This window comes from Bradyrhizobium sp. USDA 4473 (assembly GCF_054063335.1).
The window spans coordinates 5,518,159-5,541,046 of the sequence record NZ_JBSSGE010000001.1 but is presented as its reverse complement, the minus strand read 5'-3'; the positions used below and the strand labels follow the sequence as shown (position 1 = coordinate 5,541,046).

Sequence of the window (22,888 nt, the reverse complement as noted above, 5' to 3'; positions counted from 1 at the left end):
TGCATTTCACAGCGAACGACAGGAGTCCGTGATGGGGGGCAATTGGTTCGGAGGAAATTGGTTCGGAGGCAACTGGACAGGTGGCTCGGGCGCCGGCAATGCAACGCCGGTGTTTGCGATGCGGGCAGATCGGCCCCTTGCCGAGATCGCCATACCGCGGGCGTACAACGCGAAGTTCACGGAAGCGGAATGGGATCCGGATCTGCGCGCCACGGCGATCCTGCCCGAGTTCCTGGCGCAGCAGATCGGCGGCCAGCACTGGCAGGCGGCGGTCGCGCTGCCACCACCCACCTACCCGGTCACGACGCAGATGATCGACGAACTCCTGGTGCTGGCTGTCGCGGAGCGCCCCGAAGCGCTCGGCGAGATCGTGGAGGAAGATCAGAATTTTCAGCTGCGCTGGCTGCAGCTTCTCAACATCAATGCCGCATCCCGCCCGCACACGTTCCTGCTGATGAAGATCATGGCCCGGATCGGCGAGTTCACCATGGTCCAGCTCAAGCTTCAGTATTCGAACATGGCTGGTGCCGGCGCCCCACCCTATTGGTACCAGCCGCGACCAAACCAGGTCTGCCCGACACTGTATCCGCCGGTCCCGGTCCCGGGGCATCCAGCCTATCCGGCCGGGCACGCGCTCATCGGCACGCTCACGTCCGCGTGCCTTTCCGATCTGCTGCCTCAATACAGCCAGGCATTGAGCGCGTTGGCTGCGCGAGTCGCGATGAACCGGATGATCGCGGGATTGCATTATCGCGAGGACATCGACGCCGGCGCCAGGTCAGCGCTCGCGCTGAAACCGTTCCTCACGGCTTGCCCGTTCTATGCGGCCACGTTCGCGCTCGCGCAGACCGAATGGTAGCGAGATCGCGCCCAACCTGAACCACTGGACCAGGAAGGAGCCATGAACCCCTGGAAAATGCCGACCGGCTATGTACGGGTGCTGGCGCAGCGCAATCAGCACGACACGCTAGTCCAGGCCGCGAATGACATGCTGGAGGGCCGGAGCCCAACCCGGCAAATGCGGAGTTACGCCGACGCGAATGCGACGCACGACTTCGTCGTCGACACTGAATTCGGCGCCGTGCCGATCTGGGACGGCGCCGATCGCCGACCTGCTGTCTCGATCAACGACAGGGGCGCAAAGGCACGCTCGCTGCTTGCCCTCGATAAATCGAAGAAATTCCTGATCCGCGCCTACGTTGCTCCCGCGAGCCTCGCCAAACCGGATTTCAACGATGGCGAGCCGGTCTGGTCCGACGCGGATCTCCGCGGCAACTATGCCTTACCCCCGGCAAACCAGGCCACCGGCGACACCCACCAGGTTCGGCAAGACCTCGACACGGCGACGTTGCAGGACAACGGACTCTATGGTGGAGGCGTTGCCGTCGCCATCGTCGATACCGGCATCTACAGACCGCACCTTGCCAAGCGGCTTGGCTTCAACCCGGCGCTTGATGTCGGCAATTCCTGGACGCCCCCGACCCTGGCCACGACGCCGGGTCTCAATCGCATCGGACATGGCACGATGTGCGCTTATGGCGTGCTCGCGATCGCCCCGAACGTGACGCTGCTCGATTATCCGCTGCTGCTCGGACGGCCGGCCGGGGAGCACACTGTCAGCGCAACGATCGGAGAAATGATCCGTGGCTATTTTGTCCTGATCTGGCGCTGGGCGATCATCGGCACCATTTCGCAGAGCGCGCTCGTGGTCAACAACAGTTGGGGCATCTTTCATCCGAGCCTCGACGAATTTCCGCCCAACGATCCCAGGCGTTACATCGACAATCCCAATCACCCCTTCGCACTGTATGTCTGGTTGCTGACGGCATTCGGGGCCGACGTGGTTTTCGCCGCCAGCAATTGCGGCAACGGGTGCCCGAGCGCTGTATGTCTGCAACGCACGGCGGGAATGATCATGGGCGCCAACGCGTATGACGATGTGCTGACACTCGCCGGCTGCGATATTCACGACGTGCGCGTCTGTTATTCCTCGCAAGGACCGTCGATCGCGGGCATGCCTCCACAGAAGCCGGACATCACTGCCTATACGCAGTTCCTTGGTTCGAAGGTGCTACGAGGCCCGCGCGGCTTCGAGCCGGACACCGGAACGTCGACATCATGCGCCGTCGCATCCGGGTGCATCGCCGCGCTGCGAACCCGGCAGCCCCCGACGGCGACGGATCCTGCAAGCATGATCGCAGTGTTGCAGGCGACGGCGTCGCCGGCAGGCGGCGCCGTGCCCAATTACGACTACGGCTATGGCATCATTCGGCCGGTGGCGGCGGGGCGGAGCCTCGGTATTATTCCGTGATCCGCAAGCGGCCGGCAGAGCCGGCTGTTGCAGTCGTGGCAGGATTTCCGAAGAGGCCCGGCCGAGCCGGCGCTAGACTAGCCTCTGCCGGGCAGCGGAGGATTACTCTTTTGTCGGCGGCGACGGTACATCGCGAGATCTTCGGGCCGCGATCATCTGGCGAAATCCGGCTGCCAGTGGCGTAGCTCGCGCGCGGCGTAGGTGACGGTGCCGATCGTCGTGAACGACGCCGGCTCCAGCATCATGTTGCGTGCGAGCTTCAGCGCCCGCGCCTCGCAGATCGCGCGCTGCTTCTCGTCGGCGATCCATTCGAAATCGATGTTGTGCGCGAGGCCGAGGATGCGCCGGATGGTCTTGGCGGCGGCGAAGCCGACCGTGTCCTGAAACAGCCGCGCCATGTAGGCCTGCCGCTCCGCCTCCAGCCGCGCCGCGCCCGCCTCGCCTGCGAACAGCGACAGCGGATAGCCGTCGCCTTTCGCATCGTCGCGCCAGAGCGCGAGAAATTTTCGCGAGAACTCGCTCCAGACGCCCTCGATGGTGGCCAGGAGCCAGGCCTCGAACGCGGCGCGATCGCCCGCGGCGCGCTCGTGGCCGGCGGAGGCCAGATAGGCCATCAGCAGGTTGCCGATGACGGCGCCGATGTCAAAACCCATCGGGCCATAGAAGGCGAATTCGGGATCGATCACCCTGGTCTCGGTCTCCGTGACCATGATCGAGCCGGTGTGCAGGTCGCCGTGCAGCAGCGCCTCCGGGCTCGCCATGAATTTCAGCTTGAGCCTGGAGATCGCGACATGAAGGTCGAGGTCGTCGCGGAAGGCTGCCGCCGTCGCGTCGAGATAGGGCGCGGTCCAGCGGTTCTGCTCGGCGATGCGGTAGGGATCGGTGAAGATCAGATCCTCGGTGATCTTGCAGAGCGCGTGGTTGCCGGCGAAACCGGCGATCCCCTGCTTCTTCTCCGCGGCCGACAGCGCCAGATCGGACGTGAAGAACAGCGTCTGCGCCAGGAAGGTCGAGATATCCTCGACGAAGCGCGGATAGCGCGTGGCCCCGATCAGGCCCTTGCGCATTATGATGTGCGGCTCGAGCAGCTCCATCACGGTGAGCGCAAGCGGCGCATCATGGTGCAGCACCGCCGGCACGAGTTTGGGCGCCATCCGCGCCTGATGCACCAGCGCCAGATGCTCGTAATGCGCCCGCGACAGCGGCAGCGGCCAGCTCTCGCCGACCAGCCGCACATAGGGCAGCGCCTGCTTGACGGCGATGCCGCCGCCCGGTCCCTTGACGATGAAGACGAGATTGAGGTTGCCGTCGCCGACCTCGCTGATCGACCAGTCGGCGGGGGCGCCGCCGAGGTGGGTGACGATGGCGGGAAGCCCCGCGAGATAGTCGCGCAGATCGGCTTCCCGCAGGATCCGATATGCGCTCTGCCCTGGGGCCGATTGCGCCTGCAGGTTCATCGTGGTCGCCTCCTCCGCATCGCCGGGGTGAGGTTGATCCTCACTCCATCGGCATCCTTGAAATTCCAATTCGTAGCCCGGGTGAGCCAACGCGCGCCCGATGGCAGGCTCCCCGGTACCCGGTAAAAGTGTTCCCGCATGTCGCTTCGCTCATGCGGGCTACGAACCTATTCCTCCGAACCGTTCTCTAGAACGGCATTCCCATCAGCCTCGACAACCGCTCGACCGAGAGATAGCCGGCATAATAGGCCCACATCCCGATCGCGAAGATCACGGCCGACAGCAGCGTGGTCCACAGCAGCTTGCGGCCCATTCGCGCCAGGATCGGCGCGCCGGGGTCGGTGCCGGGCGCGCCGACGCCGTCCTCGTGCTGGCTGCGCACGCCGAACGGCAGCGTCAGGAACAGCACGAGCCACCACAATACGAAGTAGATCGCAAGGCCGGTGGAGATCTGGTACGCCATATTGGCCTCAGGCCTGCTCGATCTCGACCAGGGCGCCGGAAAAATCCTTGGGATGGAAGAACAGCACCGGCTTGCCGTGCGCGCCGATCTTCGGCTGGCCATCGCCGAGCACGCGTGCGCCCTCGGCGATCATGCGATCTCGCGCCGCGATTATGTCGGGCACGTCGTAGCAGACATGGTGGATGCCGCCGTCGGCATTGCGCTCGACGAATTTCGCGATCGGCGAGGCCTCGCCGAGCGGCTCGATGAACTCGATCTTGGTGTTGGGCAGCGTCACGAACACCGTGATGACGCCGTGTTCCGGCAGCGGCACGGCGTCGGAAATCTCGGCGTTGAACGCCGTGCCGTAGATCTTCGCGGCTTTCTTGGCATCCTTGACCGCGATCGCAACGTGATTGAGCCGGCCCAGCATGTTTGTCTCCCTACCTTATAGAGCTCAAGCGCGATGCGACGATCGTGCTCCAGCTACTTGTCTTTCCATGATCTTTCGGAAATCGCCGCACGCTTTCCGGATCATGCTTCAGGCTCAGACCGTCAGGACGTGCACGACGCAGATCGGCTTCTTGCCCCATTGCTCGTTCAGCGCGGCCCGCACCGCCCGCCGCACCGACTCACCCAGCGCATCCGGATCGCGCCGCCGCGGCTTCGGCAGGCCCTCGATCGTCGATACCACCACATCGAACACGATGTCGTCGAGCAGTTCGCCCGCCGCATTGTTCTCCGGCATGCCGACCAGATCAACCTCGGGATCGTCGACCAGCTCGCCCTGCGCGGTCATGGCGATGGCGACGAAGGCGCAGCCGGCAAAGCCCATCCGGCGCCGCTCGACCACGGCGCGCGACTTGGAATCCTCCAGGATGGTCCCGTCCTTGTAGAGCCGGCCCGCCGGCACTTCGCCGACGATGCCGGGCTCGCCGGGCCCGAGCTTGACCAGGTCGCCGTTGCGGCAGGTCAAGACCTTCGGCACGCCGGCGGCGCGCGCCAGCTTGGCGTGCTCGGACAGATGCAGCGCCTCGCCATGGACCGGGATCAGGAGCTGCGGCCGCACCCAGGAGATCATGTCGCGCAGCTCGTCGCGGCGCGGGTGGCCGGAGACGTGCACCAGGTGCTCGCGGTCGGTGACGATCTCGACGCCCTGCATGACCAGGTTGTTGATGATGGAGCCGACCGCCTTCTCGTTGCCGGGAATGGTGCGGGAGGAGAAGATCACAGTGTCGCCCTTGTTCAGGGTGACCTGCGGATGGTCGTCATTGGCGATCCGGGCCAGCGCGGCGCGGGGTTCGCCCTGGCTGCCGGTGCACAGCGCCAGCACCTTGTCGGCCGGGAAATGGCCGTAGTAGTCGGCGCTGCGGAACTTGTGCGAGGCGTCGAGATAGCCGCATTCGCGGGCGACCTGGACCACGCGCTCCATGGCGCGGCCGACCACCACGACCTCGCGATCGGCGGCGTTGGCGGCATCCGCCACCGCCCGCACGCGGGCGACGTTGGAGGCGAAGGTCGTGACCGCGACCCGGCCCTTGGCCGCCTTGACCAGCTTCTTGATCGTGGCCGCAACCTCGGTCTCCGAGGGCGACCGGCCGTCACGCACCGCGTTGGTGGAATCGCCGACCAGCGCCAGCACGCCCTCGTCGCCGAGTTCGCGCAGACGCCGCTCGTCGGTCGGCTGGCCGATGATCGGGGTCGGATCGATCTTCCAGTCGCCGGTGTGCAGCACGGTGCCGACCTCGGTCTTGATCGCCAGCGCGTGCGACTCGGGAATCGAATGCGCGACCGGGATGAACTCGACATTGAACGGGCCGATATCGACCCGTCCGCCCGATGGGATCACGGTGACCGGAATTTTCGGCGGGTTGCGCTCGGCGGCGCATTTGGCCTCGAACAGCGCCGCGGAGAACTGCGTCGCGTAGATCTTGCAGCCGAGCTTCGGCCAGAGATCGATGATGGCGCCGAAATGGTCCTCATGGGCGTGCGTCAGCACGAGGCCCATCAGGTTGTTGCGTTCCTTCTCGAGGAAGCGGACGTCCGGCATGATCAAATCGATGCCCGGCAGATGCTCCTCGTCACCGAAGGAGACGCCGAGATCGACCGCCAGGAACGAACGCTGGTGGCGGTTGCCAAGGCCATAGATCGACAGGTTCATGCCGATCTCGCCGACGCCGCCGAGCGGTGCAAAGGTGAGCTCGTCGGGTCGCGCCATCAGTTCGCCCTCACCGAGGCTGCGTTGCCGAAATAGACCTCGCCGGCCGTCACGGGCATGCGCTGTCCGTCAGCGGAACGGACGATCAGGCAGCCGGTCTCATCGATCGTATCGAAGGTGCCTTCAAGGGTCGCGCTGCCGGTCTGGACCGCGACCTTGTCGCCGAGCCCGGCGGCACGCTCCAGCCACAGCCGGCGGATCTCGGGGAAGCCGCGGCCATCGTCCCAGATGCCGCGAAACTCGACCCAGGCGTCCGACAGTGCGGTAAACAGCTCCTCGGCACCGATCTCGACGCCGAGCGCGGCCAGCGACACCGCCGGCGTCGGCGTTCCCTCGGGTGCGGCGACGACATTGGTGCCGATGCCGACCACGACCGCAAGCCGATCGCCGATCGCTTCGGCCTCCAGCAGGATGCCTGACAGCTTCCTGCCGTTGGCCAAGACGTCGTTCGGCCATTTCAGGGTGAATTTCGGGGTGCCCGGCCCGAGCCGCAGCGCGGCCTCGATGCTGACTTTCCGGAGTGCTGCTTCGAGCGACAGCCCGGCGGCGAAACCGAGCGTGGCGGCGACCGCCGGCTGGACGTCCGTGACCTCGAGGATGCTGCTGGCGAGGTTGCCGCGCGGCGCGACCCAGACCCGCTGGCGGCGGCCGCGGCCGGCGGTCTGCTCCGGCGTCACGAACCACATCGGCCCCTGCTCGCCGTCGCGGGCGCGCAGCATCGCCTCGGCATTGGTCGAGCCGATCTGATCGAAGGCGGCGAGCCGATAGCCCGCCGTAATGGCCCGGGGTCCGAGCGTGAAGGTCATGTCGGAGTTATGCGCATGATCCGTTCCGAAAGCCAGCATCCCGTTTCGGAACCGTCCGCGTCAGAATAGCGACTTCGCGGCCGCCGTGGCCACGCTCACCAGCGGGCCCGGATAGGCGAAGAAGAAGATGTTGAAGATGCCGGCGACCGCAAGCACGGTGCGCAGCTCGACGCGGACCGGATCGAGCTTGCCGAGCGGCTGGTCGAAATACATCACCTTGACGATCGACAGATAGTAGAACGCGCCCACCACGCTGGTCAGCACGCCGATCACCGCGAGCGTGAACAGATTGGCCTTGATCGCGGCGACGAACACGTACCACTTGCCGAAAAAGCCCGCGAGCGGCGGCACGCCGGCCAGCGAGAACAGCAGCATCGCGAAGACGAAGGCGATCAGCGGGTTGGTGCGGGACAGGCCGGCGAAATCGCTGATCTGCTCCAGCGCCACGCCATTGCGCTTCATGGCCAGGATGATCGAGAACGAGCCGAGCGTCATCGCGACATAGATCGCGATGTAGACCAGCACGCCCTGCGCGCCCTCGACGGTGCCGGCAGCCAGGCCGACCAGCGCGAAGCCCATATGGCCGATTGAGGAATAGGCCATCAGGCGCTTGATGTTGCTCTGGCCGATCGCGGCAAACGAGCCCAGCGCCATCGAGGCGATCGCCACGAACACCAGGATCTGCTGCCACTGGGTGACGATGCCCGGGAACGCGGTCAGCGTCGCTCGGGTGAACACCGCGAGCGCCGCGACCTTCGGCGCGGAGGCGAAGAACGCGGTCACCGGGGTCGGCGCGCCCTCATAGACATCGGGCGTCCACATGTGGAACGGCACCGCCGACACCTTGAAGCACAGGCCGGCGAGCAGGAACACCAGGCCGAACACGATGCCGATGCTTCCCGTGGTCGCGGCCGCCGCGATGCCGGCGAAGCTGACCGTGCCGGTGAAGCCGTAGATCAGCGAGGCGCCGTAAAGCAGCATGCCCGACGACAGCGCGCCGAGCACGAAGTACTTCAGACCGGCCTCGCTCGACTTGGCATTGTCGCGCGCGCTGGCCGCGACGACGTAGAGCGCGAGGCTCATCAGCTCGAGGCCGAGATAGAGCGAGATCAGATCGCCGGCCGAGATCAGCACCATCATGCCGAGCGTCGACAGCAGCACCAGGATCGCGAACTCGAAATTGCGGGTCGACGGCTGCGACAGGTATTCGGTCGACAGGATCAGCGTCGCCGCCGAAGCGATTAGCGCCAGCACCTTCAGGAAGCGGGCGAAATCGTCGACGATGAAGCTGCCGCCGAAGGTGACGAGCTTGCCGGCCGGCAGCCAGAGCTCGAGCACGCCGGTCAGGATCAGCAGACACACCGCGAGCGCGGTGACGAGGCGCGTGGTGCCCTGCCCGCGATAGGCCCCGATCATCAACAGCACCATGGCGCCGACCGCGAGCACCAGCTCCGGCAGCACCGGCTGCAACTGATAACCTGCACTGGAAAAGCTCATGGGCGGAGGCCTTACTGGACGGTCAGCGCGGCTGCCTTCACGGCAGTCACGGCGGTTTGGTAATTGTTGACGAGTTGCTGCACCGAGGCCGCCGACATGTCGAGCACCGGCTTCGGGTAGACGCCGAACAGGATGGTCAGCGCGATCAGCGGGAACAGCGTCACGCATTCGCGGAAGGTGAGATCCTTGATCGACATCAGCGACGGCTTGACCAGCGCGCCGAACACCACCTTGCGGTAGAGCCAGAGCGCGTAGCAGGCCGACAGGATCACGCCCGTGGTGGCGAAGAACGCGGTCGGCAGCGAGATCTTGAAGGTGCCGAGCAGCGTCATGAACTCGCCGACGAAGCCGGAGGTGCCGGGCAGACCGACATTGGCCATGGTGAAGACCATGAAGGTCAGCGCGTAGAGCGGCATGCGGTTGACGAGGCCGCCATAGGCCGCGATCTCGCGGGTGTGCATGCGGTCGTAGACTACGCCGACGCAGAGGAACAGCGCGCCGGAGACGATGCCGTGCGAGACCATCTGGAACATGCCGCCGGCGACGCCCTGCGTCGTCACCGCGAAGATGCCCATGGTGACGAAGCCCATATGCGCGACCGAGGAGTACGCGATCAGCTTCTTCATGTCCTCCTGCATCATCGCCACCAGCGAGGTGTAGATGATGGCGATGACCGACAGCGTGAACACGAACGGCGCGAAGTCGTGGCTGGCCAGCGGGAACATCGGCAGCGAGAAGCGCAGGAAGCCGTAGCCGCCCATCTTCAGGAGGATCGCGGCCAGGATCACCGAGCCCGCCGTCGGCGCCTCGACGTGCGCATCAGGCAGCCAGGTGTGCACCGGCCACATCGGCATCTTCACCGCGAACGAGGCGAAGAACGCCAGCCACGCCCAGGTCTGCATCGAGCGCGGCACCGCGGTGTGCATCAGGGTCGGGATGTCGGTGGTGCCGGCGTTCCAGTACAGCGCCATGATGGCGAGCAGCATCAAGACCGAGCCGAGGAAGGTGTAGAGGAAGAACTTGAACGACGCATAGACCCGGCGCGGACCGCCCCAGACGCCGATGATCAGGAACATCGGGATCAGGCCGCCCTCGAAGAACAAATAGAACAGCACGAGGTCGAGCGCCGAGAAGGTGCCGACCATCAGCGTCTCCAGGATCAGGAACGCCATCATGTATTCGCCGACGCGGCTCGTCACCGACTTCCAGCTCGCGATGATGCAGAGCGGCATGATCGCGGTGGTCAGGATCACGAGCGGCAGCGAGATGCCGTCGACGCCCATGTGATAGGTGATGCCGGTGGCGAGCCAGGACGCCTTCTCGACGAACTGGAAGTCGGTGTTCGCGGCATCGAAGCGCGCGACCAGGATCAGCGACACCGCGAAGGTGATCAGCGTGGTCCACAGCGCGATCCAGCGCGCCGTGCGGTTGGCGCTCTCGTCGCCGCCCCGCGCCAGCAGATAGACCAGGATCGCGCCGACCGCCGGCAGGAAGGTCGTGACCGAAAGGATGGGCCAGGTTGTCATTTACTGGCCTCCCAAGCCGAACATGAACCAGGTGATCAATCCGGCAGCTCCGATCAGCATCGCGAAAGCGTAGTGATAGAGGTAGCCGGTCTGCAATTTCACGACGTTGCGGGTGACGTCGAGCACGCGGGCCGAAACGCCGTCGGGACCGAATCCGTCGATGACGAAGCCGTCGCCCTTCTTCCACAGCGTATAGCCGAGCCACTTGGCCGGACGGACGAAGATCCAGTCGTACAGCTCGTCGAAATACCATTTGTTGAGCAGGAACTGGTACAGCATCGGCTGCTGGTTCGCGAGCTCGACCGGCAGGTACGGCCTGCGGATGTAGAACAGGTACGAGACGAACAGGCCGAGCGCCATCATCACGGTAGGCAGCGGCGCGAGCCAGCTCGGCATGTGCTCCATGTCCTCGAGGATGTGCGGGTTCATCTTGATGGACTCGCGGAAGAACTCCTCGACGCCGTGCGGGCTGGCGAACACTTCCTTGAACGGCAGGCCGGCCAGGATCGAGCCGGCGGCGAGCACGCCGATCGGCACCAGCATCCAGACCGGGCTCTCATGCGCAGCCTCATAGTGCTTCTGGTCGTGCGGCTCGCCGAAGAACGTCTTGAAGATCAGACGCCAGGAGTAGAACGAGGTCAGGCCGGCGGCCGCGATCGTCAGGAGATAGGCGTAGGTCGCGAACGGATTGTGCGCCGCATAGGCAGATTCGATGATCGCGTCCTTGGAGAAGTAGCCGGCGAACAGCGGGAAGCCGGTCAGCGCCAGGGTGCCGATGCACATCACCGCGAAGGTGTACGGGATCTTGCGCCACAGGCCGCCCATGTTGCGGATGTCCTGCTCGTGATGCATCGCGTAGATCACCGAGCCGGAGCCCAAGAACAGCAGCGCCTTGAAGAAGGCGTGCGTGAACAAATGGAACATGCCGACCGAATAGGCCCCCGCTCCCATCGCCACGAACATGTAGCCGAGCTGCGAACAGGTCGAGTACGCGACGATGCGCTTGATGTCGTTCTGCACCAGGCCGATCGTGGCGGCGAAGAACGCCGTGGTCGCGCCGAAGAACATCACCACCGCCTGCGCGGTCGGCGACAGCTCGAACAACGGCGACAGCCGCGCCACCATGAAGACGCCGGCGGTGACCATGGTCGCGGCGTGGATCAGCGCCGACACCGGGGTCGGGCCCTCCATCGCGTCCGGCAGCCAGGTGTGCAGCAGGAACTGGGCCGACTTGCCCATCGCGCCCATGAACAGGAACAGGCAGGTCAGGGTCAGCGCGTCGACCTGATGGCCGAAGAAGTCGACGGTCTTGCCGGTCAGCCCGGGCGCGGCGTGGAAGATGGTCTCGAAATCGGTCGAGCCGACCAGCGCGAAGATCGCGAAGATGCCGAGCGCGAAGCCGAAGTCGCCGACGCGGTTGACCACGAAGGCCTTGATCGCAGCCGCATTGGCCGACGGCTTCTGGTACCAGAACCCGATCAGCAAATAGCTCGCGAGACCGACGCCCTCCCAGCCGAAGAACAGCTGCACGAGGTTATCCGAGGTCACCAGCATCAGCATCGCGAAGGTGAACAGCGAGAGGTAGCCGAAGAAGCGCGGCCGGTTCGGATCCTCGTCCATGTAGCCGATGGAATAGAGGTGGACGAGCGCCGAGACGGTGTTGACCACGACCAGCATCACGGCGGTCAGGGTGTCGACCCGCAGCGTCCAGGCCACCTGCAGGTCGCCCGACGTGATCCAGGGCAGCAGCACGACGCGGGCGTCATGGTGCATGAAGCCGACATCGACCAGGGTGAACCAGGACAGCGCCGCCGAGACGAACAGCAGACCCGTGGTAATCAGCTCGGCCAGCCGCGAGCCCGCCGCCGGCGGCTCGGAGACATGGTGGTCGTCATGGCCGCCATGCTCCATCGGCTCGTCGTGCGAGACGTGAACCTTGGATGCGTCCTCGCCGATCGTGTTGACGGGCTTCTCGCTGTGCGAGACGGCGGCATGACCGTGCGTATCATCGTGATGGTCGACGGTGTCGCCGCTCGGGCAGCGCGCATGCGCGCCGGTCAGCGCGATGATGCCCGCGAGAATGGCTCCCAGCAGCGGCAGGAAGACGATTGCCTGTATCATCGGATTCTCTCACTGCGCATGATCTCCTGACAAACGAAGGCGTTTGTCGGGGAAAACCGGCATCCACTTTTCCGGATCATGCGCGCCTAGCCCTTCATCAGATTGACGTCTTCAACCGCGATCGAACCGCGGTTGCGGAAATACACCACCAGCACGGCGAGGCCGATCGCGGCCTCGGCGGCGGCCACCGTCAGCACCAGCAGTGCGAACACCTGGCCGACGATGTCGCCGAGGAAGGTCGAGAACGCCACCAGGTTGATGTTGACCGACAGCAGGATCAGCTCGATCGACATCAGGATGACGATGATGTTCTTGCGGTTGAGGAAGATGCCGAGGATCCCGAGCGTGAACAGGATCGCGGCGACCGCCAGATAGTGCCCTAGCCCGATCGTCATTTCACCCACTCCGCCGCATCGGCATCCTGCAGGCCCTGCCCCGATGCCACCTTGCGCATCGCCATCGCCATGTCCGGCGTGCGCGCGTTCTGCACGTTGATGTTCTGCCGCTTGACGTTGGCCTTGTGGCGCAGCGTCAGCACGATAGCGCCGATCATCGCGACCAGGAGCACCATGCCGGCAAGCTGGAAGTAATGGATGTACTTCGTATAGAGCACGAGGCCGAGCGCCTCGGTGTTGCTGACATTGCTCGGGATCGCAGCCGTGATCGTCTTGGTCACCTGCGGGTTGATCACCCAGGCGCCAACGACCAGCAAGAGCTCGAACATGAAGATGCCGCCGATCACGATGCCGATGGGCAGGTACTGGATGAAGCCCTCGCGCAGTTCGACGAAGTCGACGTCGAGCATCATGATGACGAACAGGAACAGCACCGCGACGGCGCCGACATAGACCACGATCAGCATCATGCCGAGGAACTCGGCGCCCATCAGGATGAACAGGCCGGAGGCGTTGACGAAGGCCAGGATCAGATACAGCACGGAATGCACGGGATTGCGCGAGACAATCACCATGACCGCGCAGGCCACGCAGACCGTGGCAAACAGATAGAAGAACAGCGCCGGAAGGATCATGCCCTCACCTCACCGGTACGGCGCGTCGAGCGCGATCGACTTCGCAATCTCGCGCTCCCAGCGGTCGCCGTTGGCGAGCAGCTTGGCCTTGTCATAGTACAGTTCCTCGCGGGTCTCGGTCGCGAATTCGAAATTCGGCCCCTCGACGATGGCGTCGACCGGGCATGCTTCCTGGCACAGGCCGCAATAGATGCACTTCACCATGTCGATGTCGTAGCGCACCGTGCGGCGGGTGCCGTCGTTGCGGCGCGGGCCGGCTTCGATCGTGATCGCCTGCGCCGGACAGATCGCCTCGCACAGCTTGCAGGCGATGCAGCGCTCTTCGCCGTTCGGATAGCGGCGTAGCGCGTGCTCGCCACGGAAGCGCGGCGAGATCGGGCCCTTCTCGAACGGATAGTTCAGCGTCGGCTTCGGCTGGAAGAAATAGCGCATCGCCAGGAAGAACGCCGAGACGAATTCCGAGAGCAGAAGCGAGCGGGCTGTTGCGTTGACATTGACACTCATGACGGCCTCACTTCGGCGCGATGCCGGCGAACTGCAGCACACCGGCCACGATCACCACCATCGCCAGCGACAGCGGCAGGAACACCTTCCAGCCGAGCCGCATCAGTTGATCGTAGCGGTAGCGCGGCACGATCGCCTTCGCCATCGCGAACATGAAGAACATGAAGAACACCTTCAGGGCGAACCAGACGATGCCCGGAATCCAGGTGAACGGCGGCAGGTTGACCGGCGGCAGCCAGCCGCCCAGGAACAGGATCGACGCCAGCGCGCACATCGTGGTGATCGCGACATACTCGCCGAGCATGAACAGGAGATACGGGGTCGAGCCGTATTCGGTCATGAAGCCGGCGACCAGCTCGGATTCCGCTTCGACCAGGTCGAACGGCGGACGGTTGGTTTCCGCCAGCGCCGAGACGTAGAACACCACGAACATCGGGAACAGCGGCCACACATACCAGTTCAGGATGGTGAGCTGCGGGAGGCCGATCAGGTGCGCGAGGCCGCGCGTGTTCTGCGCCTCGACCACCGCCGACAGGTTCAGCGAGCCGACGCAGAGCAGCACGGTGATGATGACGAAGCCGATCGAGACCTCGTAGGACACCATCTGCGCCGCCGAGCGCAGCGCGGCCAGGAACGGATACTTCGAGTTCGACGACCAGCCGGCCATGATGACGCCGTAGATCGACAGCGACGAGATCGCGAAGATGTAGAGGATGCCGACATTGATGTCGGAAATCACCCAGCCGAGGTTGAACGGGATCACGGCCCAGGCGGCCAGCGCCAGCACACAGGAGACCAAAGGCGCCAGCAGGAACACGCCCTTGTTGGAGCTGGACGGGATCACAGGCTCCTTGAGCACGAATTTGAGCAGGTCGGCGAAGGATTGCAGCAATCCGAACGGCCCGACCACGTTGGGGCCGCGGCGGATCTGCACTGCCGCCCAGATCTTGCGGTCGGCGAGCAGGATGTAGGCGATCGCGATCAGGAGCACGACGAGCAGCAGCAGGCTCTCCGCGACCATGATGATCAGCGGCCAGAGGAAGCCGGTCCAGAACGCGCTTGCGAAGAAATCAGCCATCAGGTCACGCTCACTCCGCTGCCGTCAGCATTTTGCCCGACGCCAGCCGCGAGCATTCCGCCATCACGGCAGAGGCCCGCGCGATCGGGTTGGTCAGATAGAAATCCTCGACGGTCGGCTTGAATGCCGCCTTGTCGACGCTGCCGCCCTTGCCGGCCTGCGCCCTGACGTCGTCAGCGTTGCCGGCCTCGATCTGGTCGAGCCGCATCAGGTGCGGATAGGTCTTGAACATGGACTGGCGCAGCGCCTGCAACGAGTCGAACGGCAGCTTCTTGCCGAGCACGTCGGACAGCGCGCGGATGATCGCCCAGTCCTCGCGGGCTTCGCCCGGCGGGAACGCGGCGCGGTTGGCGATCTGCGCCCGGCCCTCGGTGTTGACGTAGATGCCGGACTTCTCGGTATAGGCCGCGCCCGGCAGGATCACGTCGGCGCGATGCGCGCCCTGGTCGCCATGGGTGCCGATATAGACCACGAAGGTGCCGTCCGGCGCCTTGATCTCGTCGGCGCCGAGCAGAAACAGCACGTCGAGCGTGCCGAAGGTCGTCATCTGCGCGGCGGTCAGGCCGCCGGTCGCAGGTGAGAAGCCGATATCGAGCGCACCGGCGCGCGAGGCGGTATCCTGCAACACGGCAAAGCCGTTCCAGCCGTCCTTGAGCGCGCCGACATCGACGGCGAGCTTGGCCGCCTGCGCCAGCACCGCGGCGCCGTCATGCCTGGTGTAGGCGCCGGGGCCGACCAGGATGATCGGGTGCTGCGCGTTCTTCAGCACGTCGGCGAAGGAATGCTTGCCTGCGACGAGATCGGCCAGGGTATCGGTGCCCGCACCGAGATAGTCGATATCATAGGTGAAGTCGGCCTTGGCGCCGATCATGCCAACCTTGAGCCCGCCGGCTCGCCAGCGCTTGCGAATCCGCGCGTTCAGCACGGCCGCTTCCTTGCGCGGATGCGAGCCGATGATCAGGATCGCGTCGGCCTGCTCGATGCCGGCAATGGTCGGGTTGAAGATGTAGGAGCCGCGGCCCGCCTTGGCGTCGAAGGCGTCGCCGCCCTGCACCGCCAGATTGACCGAGCCGAACCCGGCGAGCAGCTGCTTCAGCGCGTACATTTCATCGACCGCGGCGAGATCGCCGGCGATCGCGCCGATCCGCTTGCCGTCGCTGCGGCCGACCTTGGCCGCAATAGCGGCGAAGGCTTCCTGCCAGGTCGCAGGCTTGAGCTGGCCATTCTCGCGCACGTAGGGACGGTCGAGGCGCTGCGTGCGCAGACCATCGACGACGTGGCGGGTCTTGTCGGAGATCCACTCCTCGTTAACCGCCTCGTTGATGCGCGGCAGGATGCGCATCACCTCGCGGCCGCGGGTGTCGACGCGGATCGCGGAGCCGACGCCGTCCATGACGTCGACCGACTGCGTCTTGCCGAGCTCCCAGGGCCGCGCCGCGAACGCATAGGGCTTCGAGGTCAGCGCGCCGACCGGGCAGATGTCGACGAGATTGCCCTGCAGCTCCGAGCTCAACGCGTGCTCGAGATAGGTGGTGATCTCCATGTCCTCGCCGCGCCCGGTCGCGCCCATTTCCGGCGCGCCGCAGACTTCGGCGGAGAAGCGGACGCAGCGCGTGCACTGGATGCAGCGGTTCATCGAGGTCTTGACCAACGCGCCGAGATACTTGTCCTCGACCGCGCGCTTGTTCTCGGCGAAACGGCTGGTGTCGACGCCGTAACCCATCGCCTGGTCCTGCAGGTCGCACTCGCCGCCCTGGTCGCAGATTGGGCAGTCCAGCGGATGGTTGATCAGCAGGAACTCCATGACGCCTTCGCGCGCCTTCCTGACCATCGGCGAACGGGTCGAGATCTCCGGCGGCTCGCCCTTCGGGCCCGGACGGCAGTCGCGCACGGCCCAGGCGCAGCTGGCGACGGGCTTCGGGCCGCCCTTCACCTCGACCAGGCACATCCGGCAATTGCCGGCGATCGACAGCCGCTCGTGATAGCAGAACCGCGGAATCTCGGCGCCGGCCGCCTCGCACGCCTGCAGCAGCGTGTACTCGGCCGGCACATCGATCTCTTTGCCATCGACGATGATCTTGCTCATGTGTCTTCTCTACTCCGCCGCGACCATGTGGACGGGATCACGAACGCCCTGATCGTCGAGATCGGCCTTGTGCGAATATTGATCGATGCGCTCTTCGATCTCGTGACGGAAATGCGCAATCAGCCCCTGGATCGGCCACGCGGCTGCGTCGCCGAGCGCGCAGATGGTATGGCCCTCGACCTGCTTGGTGACCTCGAGCAGCATGTCGATCTCGCGCTTGTGGGCACGGCCCTCGGCCATGCGGGTCAAGACGCGCCACATCCACCCGGTGCCCTCACGGCACGGCGTGCACTGGCCGCAGCTCTCGTGCTTGTAGAAATACGAGATGCGCGCGATCGCCCGGATCAAATCGGTCGACTTGTCCATCACGATGACCGCCGCGGTGCCGAGGCCCGAGCGCAGCTTGCTCAGCGAGTCGAAATCCATCGGCGTGTCGATGATCTGCTCGGCCGGCACCATGCGCACCGACGAGCCGCCGGGGATCACGGCCTTCAGATTGTCCCAGCCGCCGCGGATGCCGCCGCAGTGCTTCTCGATCAGCTCGCGGAACGGAATCCCCATCGCCTCTTCGACGTTGCAGGGCCGCTCGACGTGGCCGGAGATGCAGAACAGTTTGGTGCCGACATTGTTCGGCCGGCCGATGCCGGCGAACCAGGCGGCGCCGCGGCGCAGGATATCGGGCGCGACCGCGATCGATTCAACGTTGTTGACGGTGGTCGGGCAGCCATAGAGGCCGACATTGGCCGGGAACGGCGGCTTGAGCCGCGGCTGGCCCTTCTTGCCCTCGAGGCTCTCGAGCAGCGCGGTTTCCTCGCCGCAGATATAGGCGCCGGCGCCGTGCGCGACGTAGATGTCGAACGGCCAGCCGTTGATGTTGTCCTTGCCGACCAGCTTGGCGTCATAGGCCTGGTCGATCGCGGCTTGCAGGCGCTCGCGCTCGCGGATGAACTCGCCACGGATGTAGACGTAGCAGGCATGCGCGCCCATCGCGAAGCTCGCGAGCAGGCAGCCCTCGACCAAAAGATGCGGATCGTGCCGCATGATCTCGCGGTCCTTGCAGGTGCCGGGCTCGGACTCGTCGGCGTTGACGACGAGATAGCTCGGACGGCCGTCCTTGGATTCCTTCGGCATGAACGACCACTTCATGCCGGTCGGGAAGCCCGCGCCGCCACGGCCGCGCAGACCCGATGCCTTCATCTCGTTGATGATCCAGTCGCGGCCCTTGTCGATGATCCCCTTGGTGCCGTCCCAGGCGCCTCGGCGGCGCGCGCCCTCGAGGCCCCAATCATGCAGGCCGTAGAGGTTCTTGAAGATGCGGTCCTTGTCGTCGAGCATAACAAAAACTTTCCGAACATCACCGATTGGCTTGGGAGTAAGCGAGCCCGGCGGCGCAGCCGCCGAACACGATGGCCCACAACAGGCTGGATTCCAGCGTGGCGCTCAGGCCGTAACGTTGCAGCAGGAACATGAAGCCGGCCGCGACGGCGGTATGCAGCGCGATCGTGCGCCAGGCCTGCATCGCTGCGCCCCTCCCTGCCCCGTCTTCCTGCCCGTTCGCCCGCACCTGAAAGCCCCGCATCAGGTGGTTTCCTTCAGCGTCGTCGGCCCGCCTGCGGGCGCCGAGAACTGACGGTCGATCTGCGGGCCCGGCTTCGGCGGATTGCCGGCGGCAAAGCCGTCGAGCACCTTGCCGAAGCTTTCCTTGGTCAGGTCCTCATAGGTGTCCTTCCAGATCAAGACCATCGGCGCGTTCACGCAGGCACCGAGGCACTCGACCTCTTCCCAGGAGAAGTTGCCGTCCTTCGACAGCTGGAACGGATCGTGATGGATGCGATGCTGGCAGACCTCGATCAGGTCGGCCGCGCCGCGCAGCCGGCACGGCGTGGTGCCGCACACCTGGACATGCGCCTTCTTGCCGACCGGCGAGAGCTGGAACATGGTGTAGAAGGTCGCGATCTCCAGCATGCGGATATGCGGCATCTCGAGCAGGTCGGCGACGGCGCGGATCGCCGCTTCCGAGACCCAGCCGTCATGCTGCTCCTGCACGCGCCACAGGATCGCGATCGCGGCCGAGGCCTGGCGGCCCGGCGGATATTTCTCGATCTGCTTCTTGGCCCAGGCCAGATTCTCGTCCGTGAACGTGAAGCTCGCGGGCTGCAATTCCTTCGGGGCAAGGCGCCGGACGGACATCGATCAAACTCTCAATTAGCGCGCGGTGCGGATACGGACATCGTCACCGGTCGACCTCGCCGAACACGATGTCCAGCGAGCCCAGGATGGCGGAAACGTCGGCCAAGAGATGGCCCTTGCAGATGTGATCCATCGCCTGCAGATGGGCGAAGCCCGGCGCGCGGATCTTGCACTTGTAGGGCTTGTTGCTGCCGTCGGCGACGAGATAGACGCCGAACTCGCCCTTCGGCGCCTCGACCGCAGCGTAGACCTCGCCAGCCGGCACGTGGACGCCTTCGGTGTAGAGCTTGAAGTGATGGATCAGCGCTTCCATCGAGCGCTTCATCTCGCCACGGCGCGGCGGCGCGATCTTGTTGTCCTCGACCACGACCGGGCCCTGCCCGTCCGGCGCCTTCAGCTTCTGCACGCATTGCTTCATGATACGCACCGACTGGCGCATCTCTTCCATGCGGATCAGATAGCGGTCGTAGCAGTCGCCGTTCTTGCCGATCGGAATGTCGAAATCCATTTCGGCGTAGCACTCATAGGGCTGCGACTTGCGCAGATCCCAGGCCGCGCCCGAGCCGCGCACCATCACGCCGGAGAAGCCCCACTCCCAGGCTTCCTTCAGCGGCACCACGCCGATATCGACGTTACGCTGCTTGAAGATGCGGTTGCCGGTGAGCAGCCGGTCGAGGTCGTCGACGACTTTGAGGAACGGATCGCACCACGCCTCGATATCGTCGATCAGCTTCGGCGGCAGGTCCTGGTGCACGCCGCCGACGCGGAAGAACGCCGCGTGCATGCGCGAGCCCGAGGCGCGCTCGTAGAACACCATCAGCTTTTCGCGCTCTTCAAAACCCCACAGCGGCGGGGTCAGCGCGCCGACGTCCATCGCCTGCGTGGTGACGTTGAGCAGATGCGACAGGATGCGGCCGATCTCGCAATACAGCACGCGGATCAACTGGCCGCGGCGCGGCACGGTGATGCCGAGCAGCTTCTCCGCCGCGAGGCAGAACGCATGCTCCTGGTTCATCGGCGCGACATAGTCGAGCCGGTCGAAATACGGAATCGCCTGCAGATAGGTCTTGTGCTCGATCAGCTTCTCGGTGCCGCGGTGCAGCAGGCCGATATGCGGATCGACGCGTTCAACGACTTCGCCGTCGAGCTCCAACACGAGGCGCAACACGCCGTGCGCCGCCGGATGCTGCGGACCGAAATTGATGGTGAAGTTGCGAAGATTTTGCGGTTGCTCGTTCATGGCTTCGGCTCCGCCTTGGCCTTCTCGTCACCGGGAAGCGGATAGTCCGCGCCTTCCCAGGGCGAAAGGAAATCGAACTTGCGGAATTCCTGGTTGAGCCGGACCGGCTCGTACAGCACCCGCTTCTCCTGGTCGTCGTAGCGAACCTCGACGAAGCCGGTGAGCGGGAAATCCTTGCGCAGCGGATGGCCGTCGAAGCCGTAATCCGTCAGCAGGCGGCGCATGTCCGGATGGCCGGTGAAGATCACGCCGTAGAGGTCGTAGGTCTCGCGCTCGAACCAGTCGGCGCCCGGGAAGACGCCGATGATCGACGGCACCTGCGTGGTCTCGTCGGCCTGGCCGCGCAGCCGGATGCGGGTGTTCAGCGTCGGCGACAGCAGATGGTAGACGACGTCGAAACGCCTCTCGCGGCTCGGATGGTCGACCGCGGTGACGTCGGTGATGTTGACGAAACGGCAGCCGGGATCGTCGCGCAGAAACGTCACGACGTCCACGATTCTGCCAATCTCGACGTCGATAGTCAGTTGATTGAACGCAACCGAGTGCGCCGTGGCGGCGCCCGGAAGCGCGCTCACGATCGTCTGCCCAAGGGCGTCGAGCTTGCCGTCGTCCATGCCTGAAACCTTAGCGTTCGATGGTGCCGATACGGCGGATCTTCTTCTGCAGCAGCAGCACGCCGTAAAGCAGCGCTTCCGCCGTGGGCGGGCAGCCCGGCACGTAGATGTCGATCGGCACGATGCGGTCGCAGCCACGCACCACCGAGTAGGAATAATGGTAGTAGCCGCCACCATTGGCGCAGGAGCCCATCGAGATGACGTAGCGCGGCTCCGGCATCTGGTCGTAGACCTTGCGCAGCGCGGGCGCCATCTTGTTGGTCAGCGTGCCCGCGACGATCATCACGTCGGACTGCCGCGGCGAGGCACGCGGTGCAAAGCCGAAGCGCTCGACGTCGTAACGCGGCATCGAGACCTGCATCATCTCGACCGCGCAGCAGGCGAGACCAAAGGTCATCCACATCAGGGAGCCGGTGCGCGCCCAGGTGATCAGGTCATCGGCGGCCGCGACGAAGAAGCCCTTGTCGGACAGCTCGTGATTGACCTCGAGGAAAAACGGATCATTGGCGCCGACCGGCTTGCCGGTCGACGGATCGAGAATGCCCTTCGGGGCGGTGGCGATTGCAGGCTTGGCGATCGCCGGCTGTAGCGCGGTGGGGCTCAATCCCATTCGAGCGCACCTTTCTTCCATTCATATGCAAACCCGACCGTCAGTACGGCCAGGAACACCATCATCGACCAGAAGCCAGTGACGCCGAGCTTTCCGAACGCCACGGCCCAGGGAAACAGGAACGCCACCTCGAGATCGAAGATGATGAAGAGGATCGCCACCAGATAGAAGCGGACGTCGAACTTCATGCGGGCATCGTCAAAAGCGTTGAATCCGCATTCATAGGCGGACAGCTTTTCCGGGTCCGGCGATTGGAACGCGACCAGGAACGGCGCGATCAGGAGCGCCAGACCGATCAGGCTGGCAACTCCGATAAAGACCACAAGTGGAAGGTAATTCTGCAGGATGCCGGTCATCGGCGAGGCCTTCTTGCTGCGGTTTCGGACGTCCCGCAGATTCGTTGATTGGAATTGTTCTTGCAGGCTTTAGCGCAGCGCAACAGGGGGCGCAAGACAAGCAATTTTGACGCTTTTACCGTCGTTCCCGCGGGCTCTCGGCCTCATCGGGCGGATGCGCTTGCCTCTTCGGGCAACGCCGCGGCGGCGATCCCGTGCCCTGCAACCTCGCCATATCAGCCCAGCTCCCGTTCGGCAGCGAGCATCTCGGCGGCCGTGGCAGTCAGCCGGTCGATGTGTCCGAGCAGCAGTGCAAGTTCCTGTGGATCAAGCTGTTCCAGCAGGCGCCGGTTTCGCTCCTGCGCGCCGGCCACGATGGCGTCATGGGCGGCGAGGCCAGCCTTGGTCAGGGAGATCAGGGTCTCCCGGTTGTCGCTCGGGTTGGCCGCCTTGGACACCAGCTTGCGCGCCACGAGTTCGGCGAGCGCCCGACTGATCTGCCCCTTGTCCATGCCGACGGCCTCGGCCAGCCGCACCACGCTCATCGGCGGGCGCCGCCCGAGCGAGACCACCAGGCCGAACTCGACCGAGGACAGGCCGGTCAGCCGCTTGTAGCGCAGCATCGCGCCGCGCCTCAGCAGATTCGCCAGCACCATCAGCCGTGACGACATCATCGCGGTGACCGGCGCGAGCTCCGCGTCGATGATCGCCTCCGGCGGCAACGCCTTCTCAGTCCTGAGCTTCTCGGTCATCGCCAACCTCTGCCAACAAAGCCCGCCACTGCCAAGCTAAACGAGATCGTTGACAATGTCATCGATATATC

Annotated in this window: 23 protein-coding genes; 2 read left to right on the top strand and 21 right to left on the bottom strand. The window is 64.9% G+C overall.

The features are described from left to right. Positions 1 to 31: 31 nt before the first annotated feature. Together ACVW17_RS26155 and ACVW17_RS26150 are read left to right on the top strand one after the other, a co-directional pair. Positions 32 to 859: a phosphatase PAP2 family protein gene (locus ACVW17_RS26155; protein WP_456754544.1), complete on the top strand. Its 828-nt coding sequence runs from the start codon at positions 32 to 34 to the stop codon at positions 857 to 859. Positions 860 to 901: 42 nt separating this feature from the next. Continuing rightward, the gene (locus ACVW17_RS26150) at positions 902 to 2,311 is read left to right on the top strand and encodes a S8 family serine peptidase (protein WP_456754543.1); all 1,410 of its coding nucleotides are present in this window, start codon (positions 902 to 904) and stop codon (positions 2,309 to 2,311) included. Between the two features lie 152 nt (positions 2,312 to 2,463). On the opposite strand, the gene mtnK is transcribed toward ACVW17_RS26150, so the two are convergent. The 21 genes from mtnK to ACVW17_RS26045 form a co-directional block, all read right to left on the bottom strand. Next, positions 2,464 to 3,768: an S-methyl-5-thioribose kinase gene (mtnK, locus tag ACVW17_RS26145; protein ID WP_456754542.1), complete on the bottom strand. Its 1,305-nt coding sequence runs from the start codon at positions 3,766 to 3,768 to the stop codon at positions 2,464 to 2,466. A gap of 187 nt (positions 3,769 to 3,955) precedes the next feature. Then, positions 3,956 to 4,231, bottom strand: coding sequence for a DUF1467 family protein (locus tag ACVW17_RS26140; protein ID WP_456754541.1), 276 nt, complete (start codon positions 4,229 to 4,231; stop codon positions 3,956 to 3,958). A 7-nt stretch (positions 4,232 to 4,238) separates the two neighbouring features. Further along, positions 4,239 to 4,643, bottom strand: coding sequence for a methylmalonyl-CoA epimerase (gene mce / locus ACVW17_RS26135; protein ID WP_456754540.1), 405 nt, complete (start codon positions 4,641 to 4,643; stop codon positions 4,239 to 4,241). A gap of 114 nt (positions 4,644 to 4,757) precedes the next feature. Next, complete coding sequence (locus ACVW17_RS26130; RefSeq protein WP_456754539.1) at positions 4,758 to 6,428, bottom strand: ribonuclease J; 1,671 nt, start codon at positions 6,426 to 6,428, stop codon at positions 4,758 to 4,760. Continuing rightward, on the bottom strand, positions 6,428 to 7,234 hold the full coding sequence (locus ACVW17_RS26125) for a biotin--[acetyl-CoA-carboxylase] ligase (RefSeq protein ID WP_456756535.1): 807 nt from the start codon (positions 7,232 to 7,234) through the stop codon (positions 6,428 to 6,430). Before ACVW17_RS26125 ends, ACVW17_RS26130 begins: the two co-directional genes overlap by 1 nt. A 60-nt stretch (positions 7,235 to 7,294) precedes the next feature. Next, positions 7,295 to 8,731: an NADH-quinone oxidoreductase subunit NuoN gene (nuoN, locus tag ACVW17_RS26120; protein WP_456754538.1), complete on the bottom strand. Its 1,437-nt coding sequence runs from the start codon at positions 8,729 to 8,731 to the stop codon at positions 7,295 to 7,297. Between the two features lie 11 nt (positions 8,732 to 8,742). After that, a complete protein-coding gene (locus ACVW17_RS26115; protein ID WP_456754537.1) occupies positions 8,743 to 10,257 on the bottom strand; it encodes an NADH-quinone oxidoreductase subunit M in 1,515 nt (504 codons plus the stop codon). After that, positions 10,258 to 12,378, bottom strand: coding sequence for an NADH-quinone oxidoreductase subunit L (gene nuoL / locus ACVW17_RS26110; RefSeq protein ID WP_456754536.1), 2,121 nt, complete (start codon positions 12,376 to 12,378; stop codon positions 10,258 to 10,260). An 86-nt stretch (positions 12,379 to 12,464) separates the two neighbouring features. After that, entirely contained in the window at positions 12,465 to 12,773 is a 309-nt protein-coding gene (gene nuoK / locus ACVW17_RS26105; RefSeq protein ID WP_016841823.1) for an NADH-quinone oxidoreductase subunit NuoK, read from the bottom strand. Beyond that, on the bottom strand, positions 12,770 to 13,408 hold the full coding sequence (locus ACVW17_RS26100; RefSeq protein WP_456754535.1) for an NADH-quinone oxidoreductase subunit J: 639 nt from the start codon (positions 13,406 to 13,408) through the stop codon (positions 12,770 to 12,772). Before ACVW17_RS26100 ends, nuoK begins: the two co-directional genes overlap by 4 nt. Before the next feature lie 9 nt (positions 13,409 to 13,417). After that, the gene (nuoI, locus tag ACVW17_RS26095) at positions 13,418 to 13,912 is read right to left on the bottom strand and encodes an NADH-quinone oxidoreductase subunit NuoI (protein ID WP_018271854.1); all 495 of its coding nucleotides are present in this window, start codon (positions 13,910 to 13,912) and stop codon (positions 13,418 to 13,420) included. Positions 13,913 to 13,919: 7 nt separating this feature from the next. Continuing rightward, complete coding sequence (nuoH, locus tag ACVW17_RS26090) at positions 13,920 to 14,990, bottom strand: NADH-quinone oxidoreductase subunit NuoH (RefSeq protein WP_456754534.1); 1,071 nt, start codon at positions 14,988 to 14,990, stop codon at positions 13,920 to 13,922. Positions 14,991 to 15,000: 10 nt separating this feature from the next. After that, positions 15,001 to 17,076, bottom strand: a complete 2,076-nt coding sequence (gene nuoG / locus ACVW17_RS26085) for an NADH-quinone oxidoreductase subunit NuoG (RefSeq protein ID WP_456754533.1) — start codon at positions 17,074 to 17,076, stop codon at positions 15,001 to 15,003. Between the two features lie 9 nt (positions 17,077 to 17,085). After that, positions 17,086 to 18,411, bottom strand: a complete 1,326-nt coding sequence (gene nuoF / locus ACVW17_RS26080) for an NADH-quinone oxidoreductase subunit NuoF (protein ID WP_194454135.1) — start codon at positions 18,409 to 18,411, stop codon at positions 17,086 to 17,088. Positions 18,412 to 18,430: 19 nt separating this feature from the next. Then, positions 18,431 to 18,655 carry a hypothetical protein gene (locus tag ACVW17_RS26075; RefSeq protein WP_456754532.1) on the bottom strand — a complete coding sequence of 75 codons (225 nt, stop codon included), beginning with the start codon at positions 18,653 to 18,655 and terminating at the stop codon, positions 18,431 to 18,433. After that, a complete protein-coding gene (gene nuoE / locus ACVW17_RS26070; protein ID WP_016847752.1) occupies positions 18,655 to 19,266 on the bottom strand; it encodes an NADH-quinone oxidoreductase subunit NuoE in 612 nt (203 codons plus the stop codon). The genes ACVW17_RS26075 and nuoE overlap by 1 nt, the downstream gene beginning before the upstream one ends. Before the next feature lie 43 nt (positions 19,267 to 19,309). Next, positions 19,310 to 20,506 (bottom strand): NADH-quinone oxidoreductase subunit D, encoded by a 1,197-nt coding sequence (locus tag ACVW17_RS26065; protein WP_456754531.1) that lies wholly within the window; start codon positions 20,504 to 20,506, stop codon positions 19,310 to 19,312. Continuing rightward, positions 20,503 to 21,120 carry an NADH-quinone oxidoreductase subunit C gene (locus ACVW17_RS26060; protein WP_456754530.1) on the bottom strand — a complete coding sequence of 206 codons (618 nt, stop codon included), beginning with the start codon at positions 21,118 to 21,120 and terminating at the stop codon, positions 20,503 to 20,505. Before ACVW17_RS26060 ends, ACVW17_RS26065 begins: the two co-directional genes overlap by 4 nt. Before the next feature lie 10 nt (positions 21,121 to 21,130). After that, complete coding sequence (locus tag ACVW17_RS26055) at positions 21,131 to 21,730, bottom strand: NuoB/complex I 20 kDa subunit family protein (protein ID WP_456754529.1); 600 nt, start codon at positions 21,728 to 21,730, stop codon at positions 21,131 to 21,133. Beyond that, positions 21,721 to 22,086 carry an NADH-quinone oxidoreductase subunit A gene (locus tag ACVW17_RS26050; RefSeq protein WP_456754528.1) on the bottom strand — a complete coding sequence of 122 codons (366 nt, stop codon included), beginning with the start codon at positions 22,084 to 22,086 and terminating at the stop codon, positions 21,721 to 21,723. Before ACVW17_RS26050 ends, ACVW17_RS26055 begins: the two co-directional genes overlap by 10 nt. Positions 22,087 to 22,301: 215 nt before the next feature. Continuing rightward, positions 22,302 to 22,817 carry a MarR family winged helix-turn-helix transcriptional regulator gene (locus ACVW17_RS26045; protein WP_456798017.1) on the bottom strand — a complete coding sequence of 172 codons (516 nt, stop codon included), beginning with the start codon at positions 22,815 to 22,817 and terminating at the stop codon, positions 22,302 to 22,304. Positions 22,818 to 22,888 lie beyond the last annotated feature (71 nt).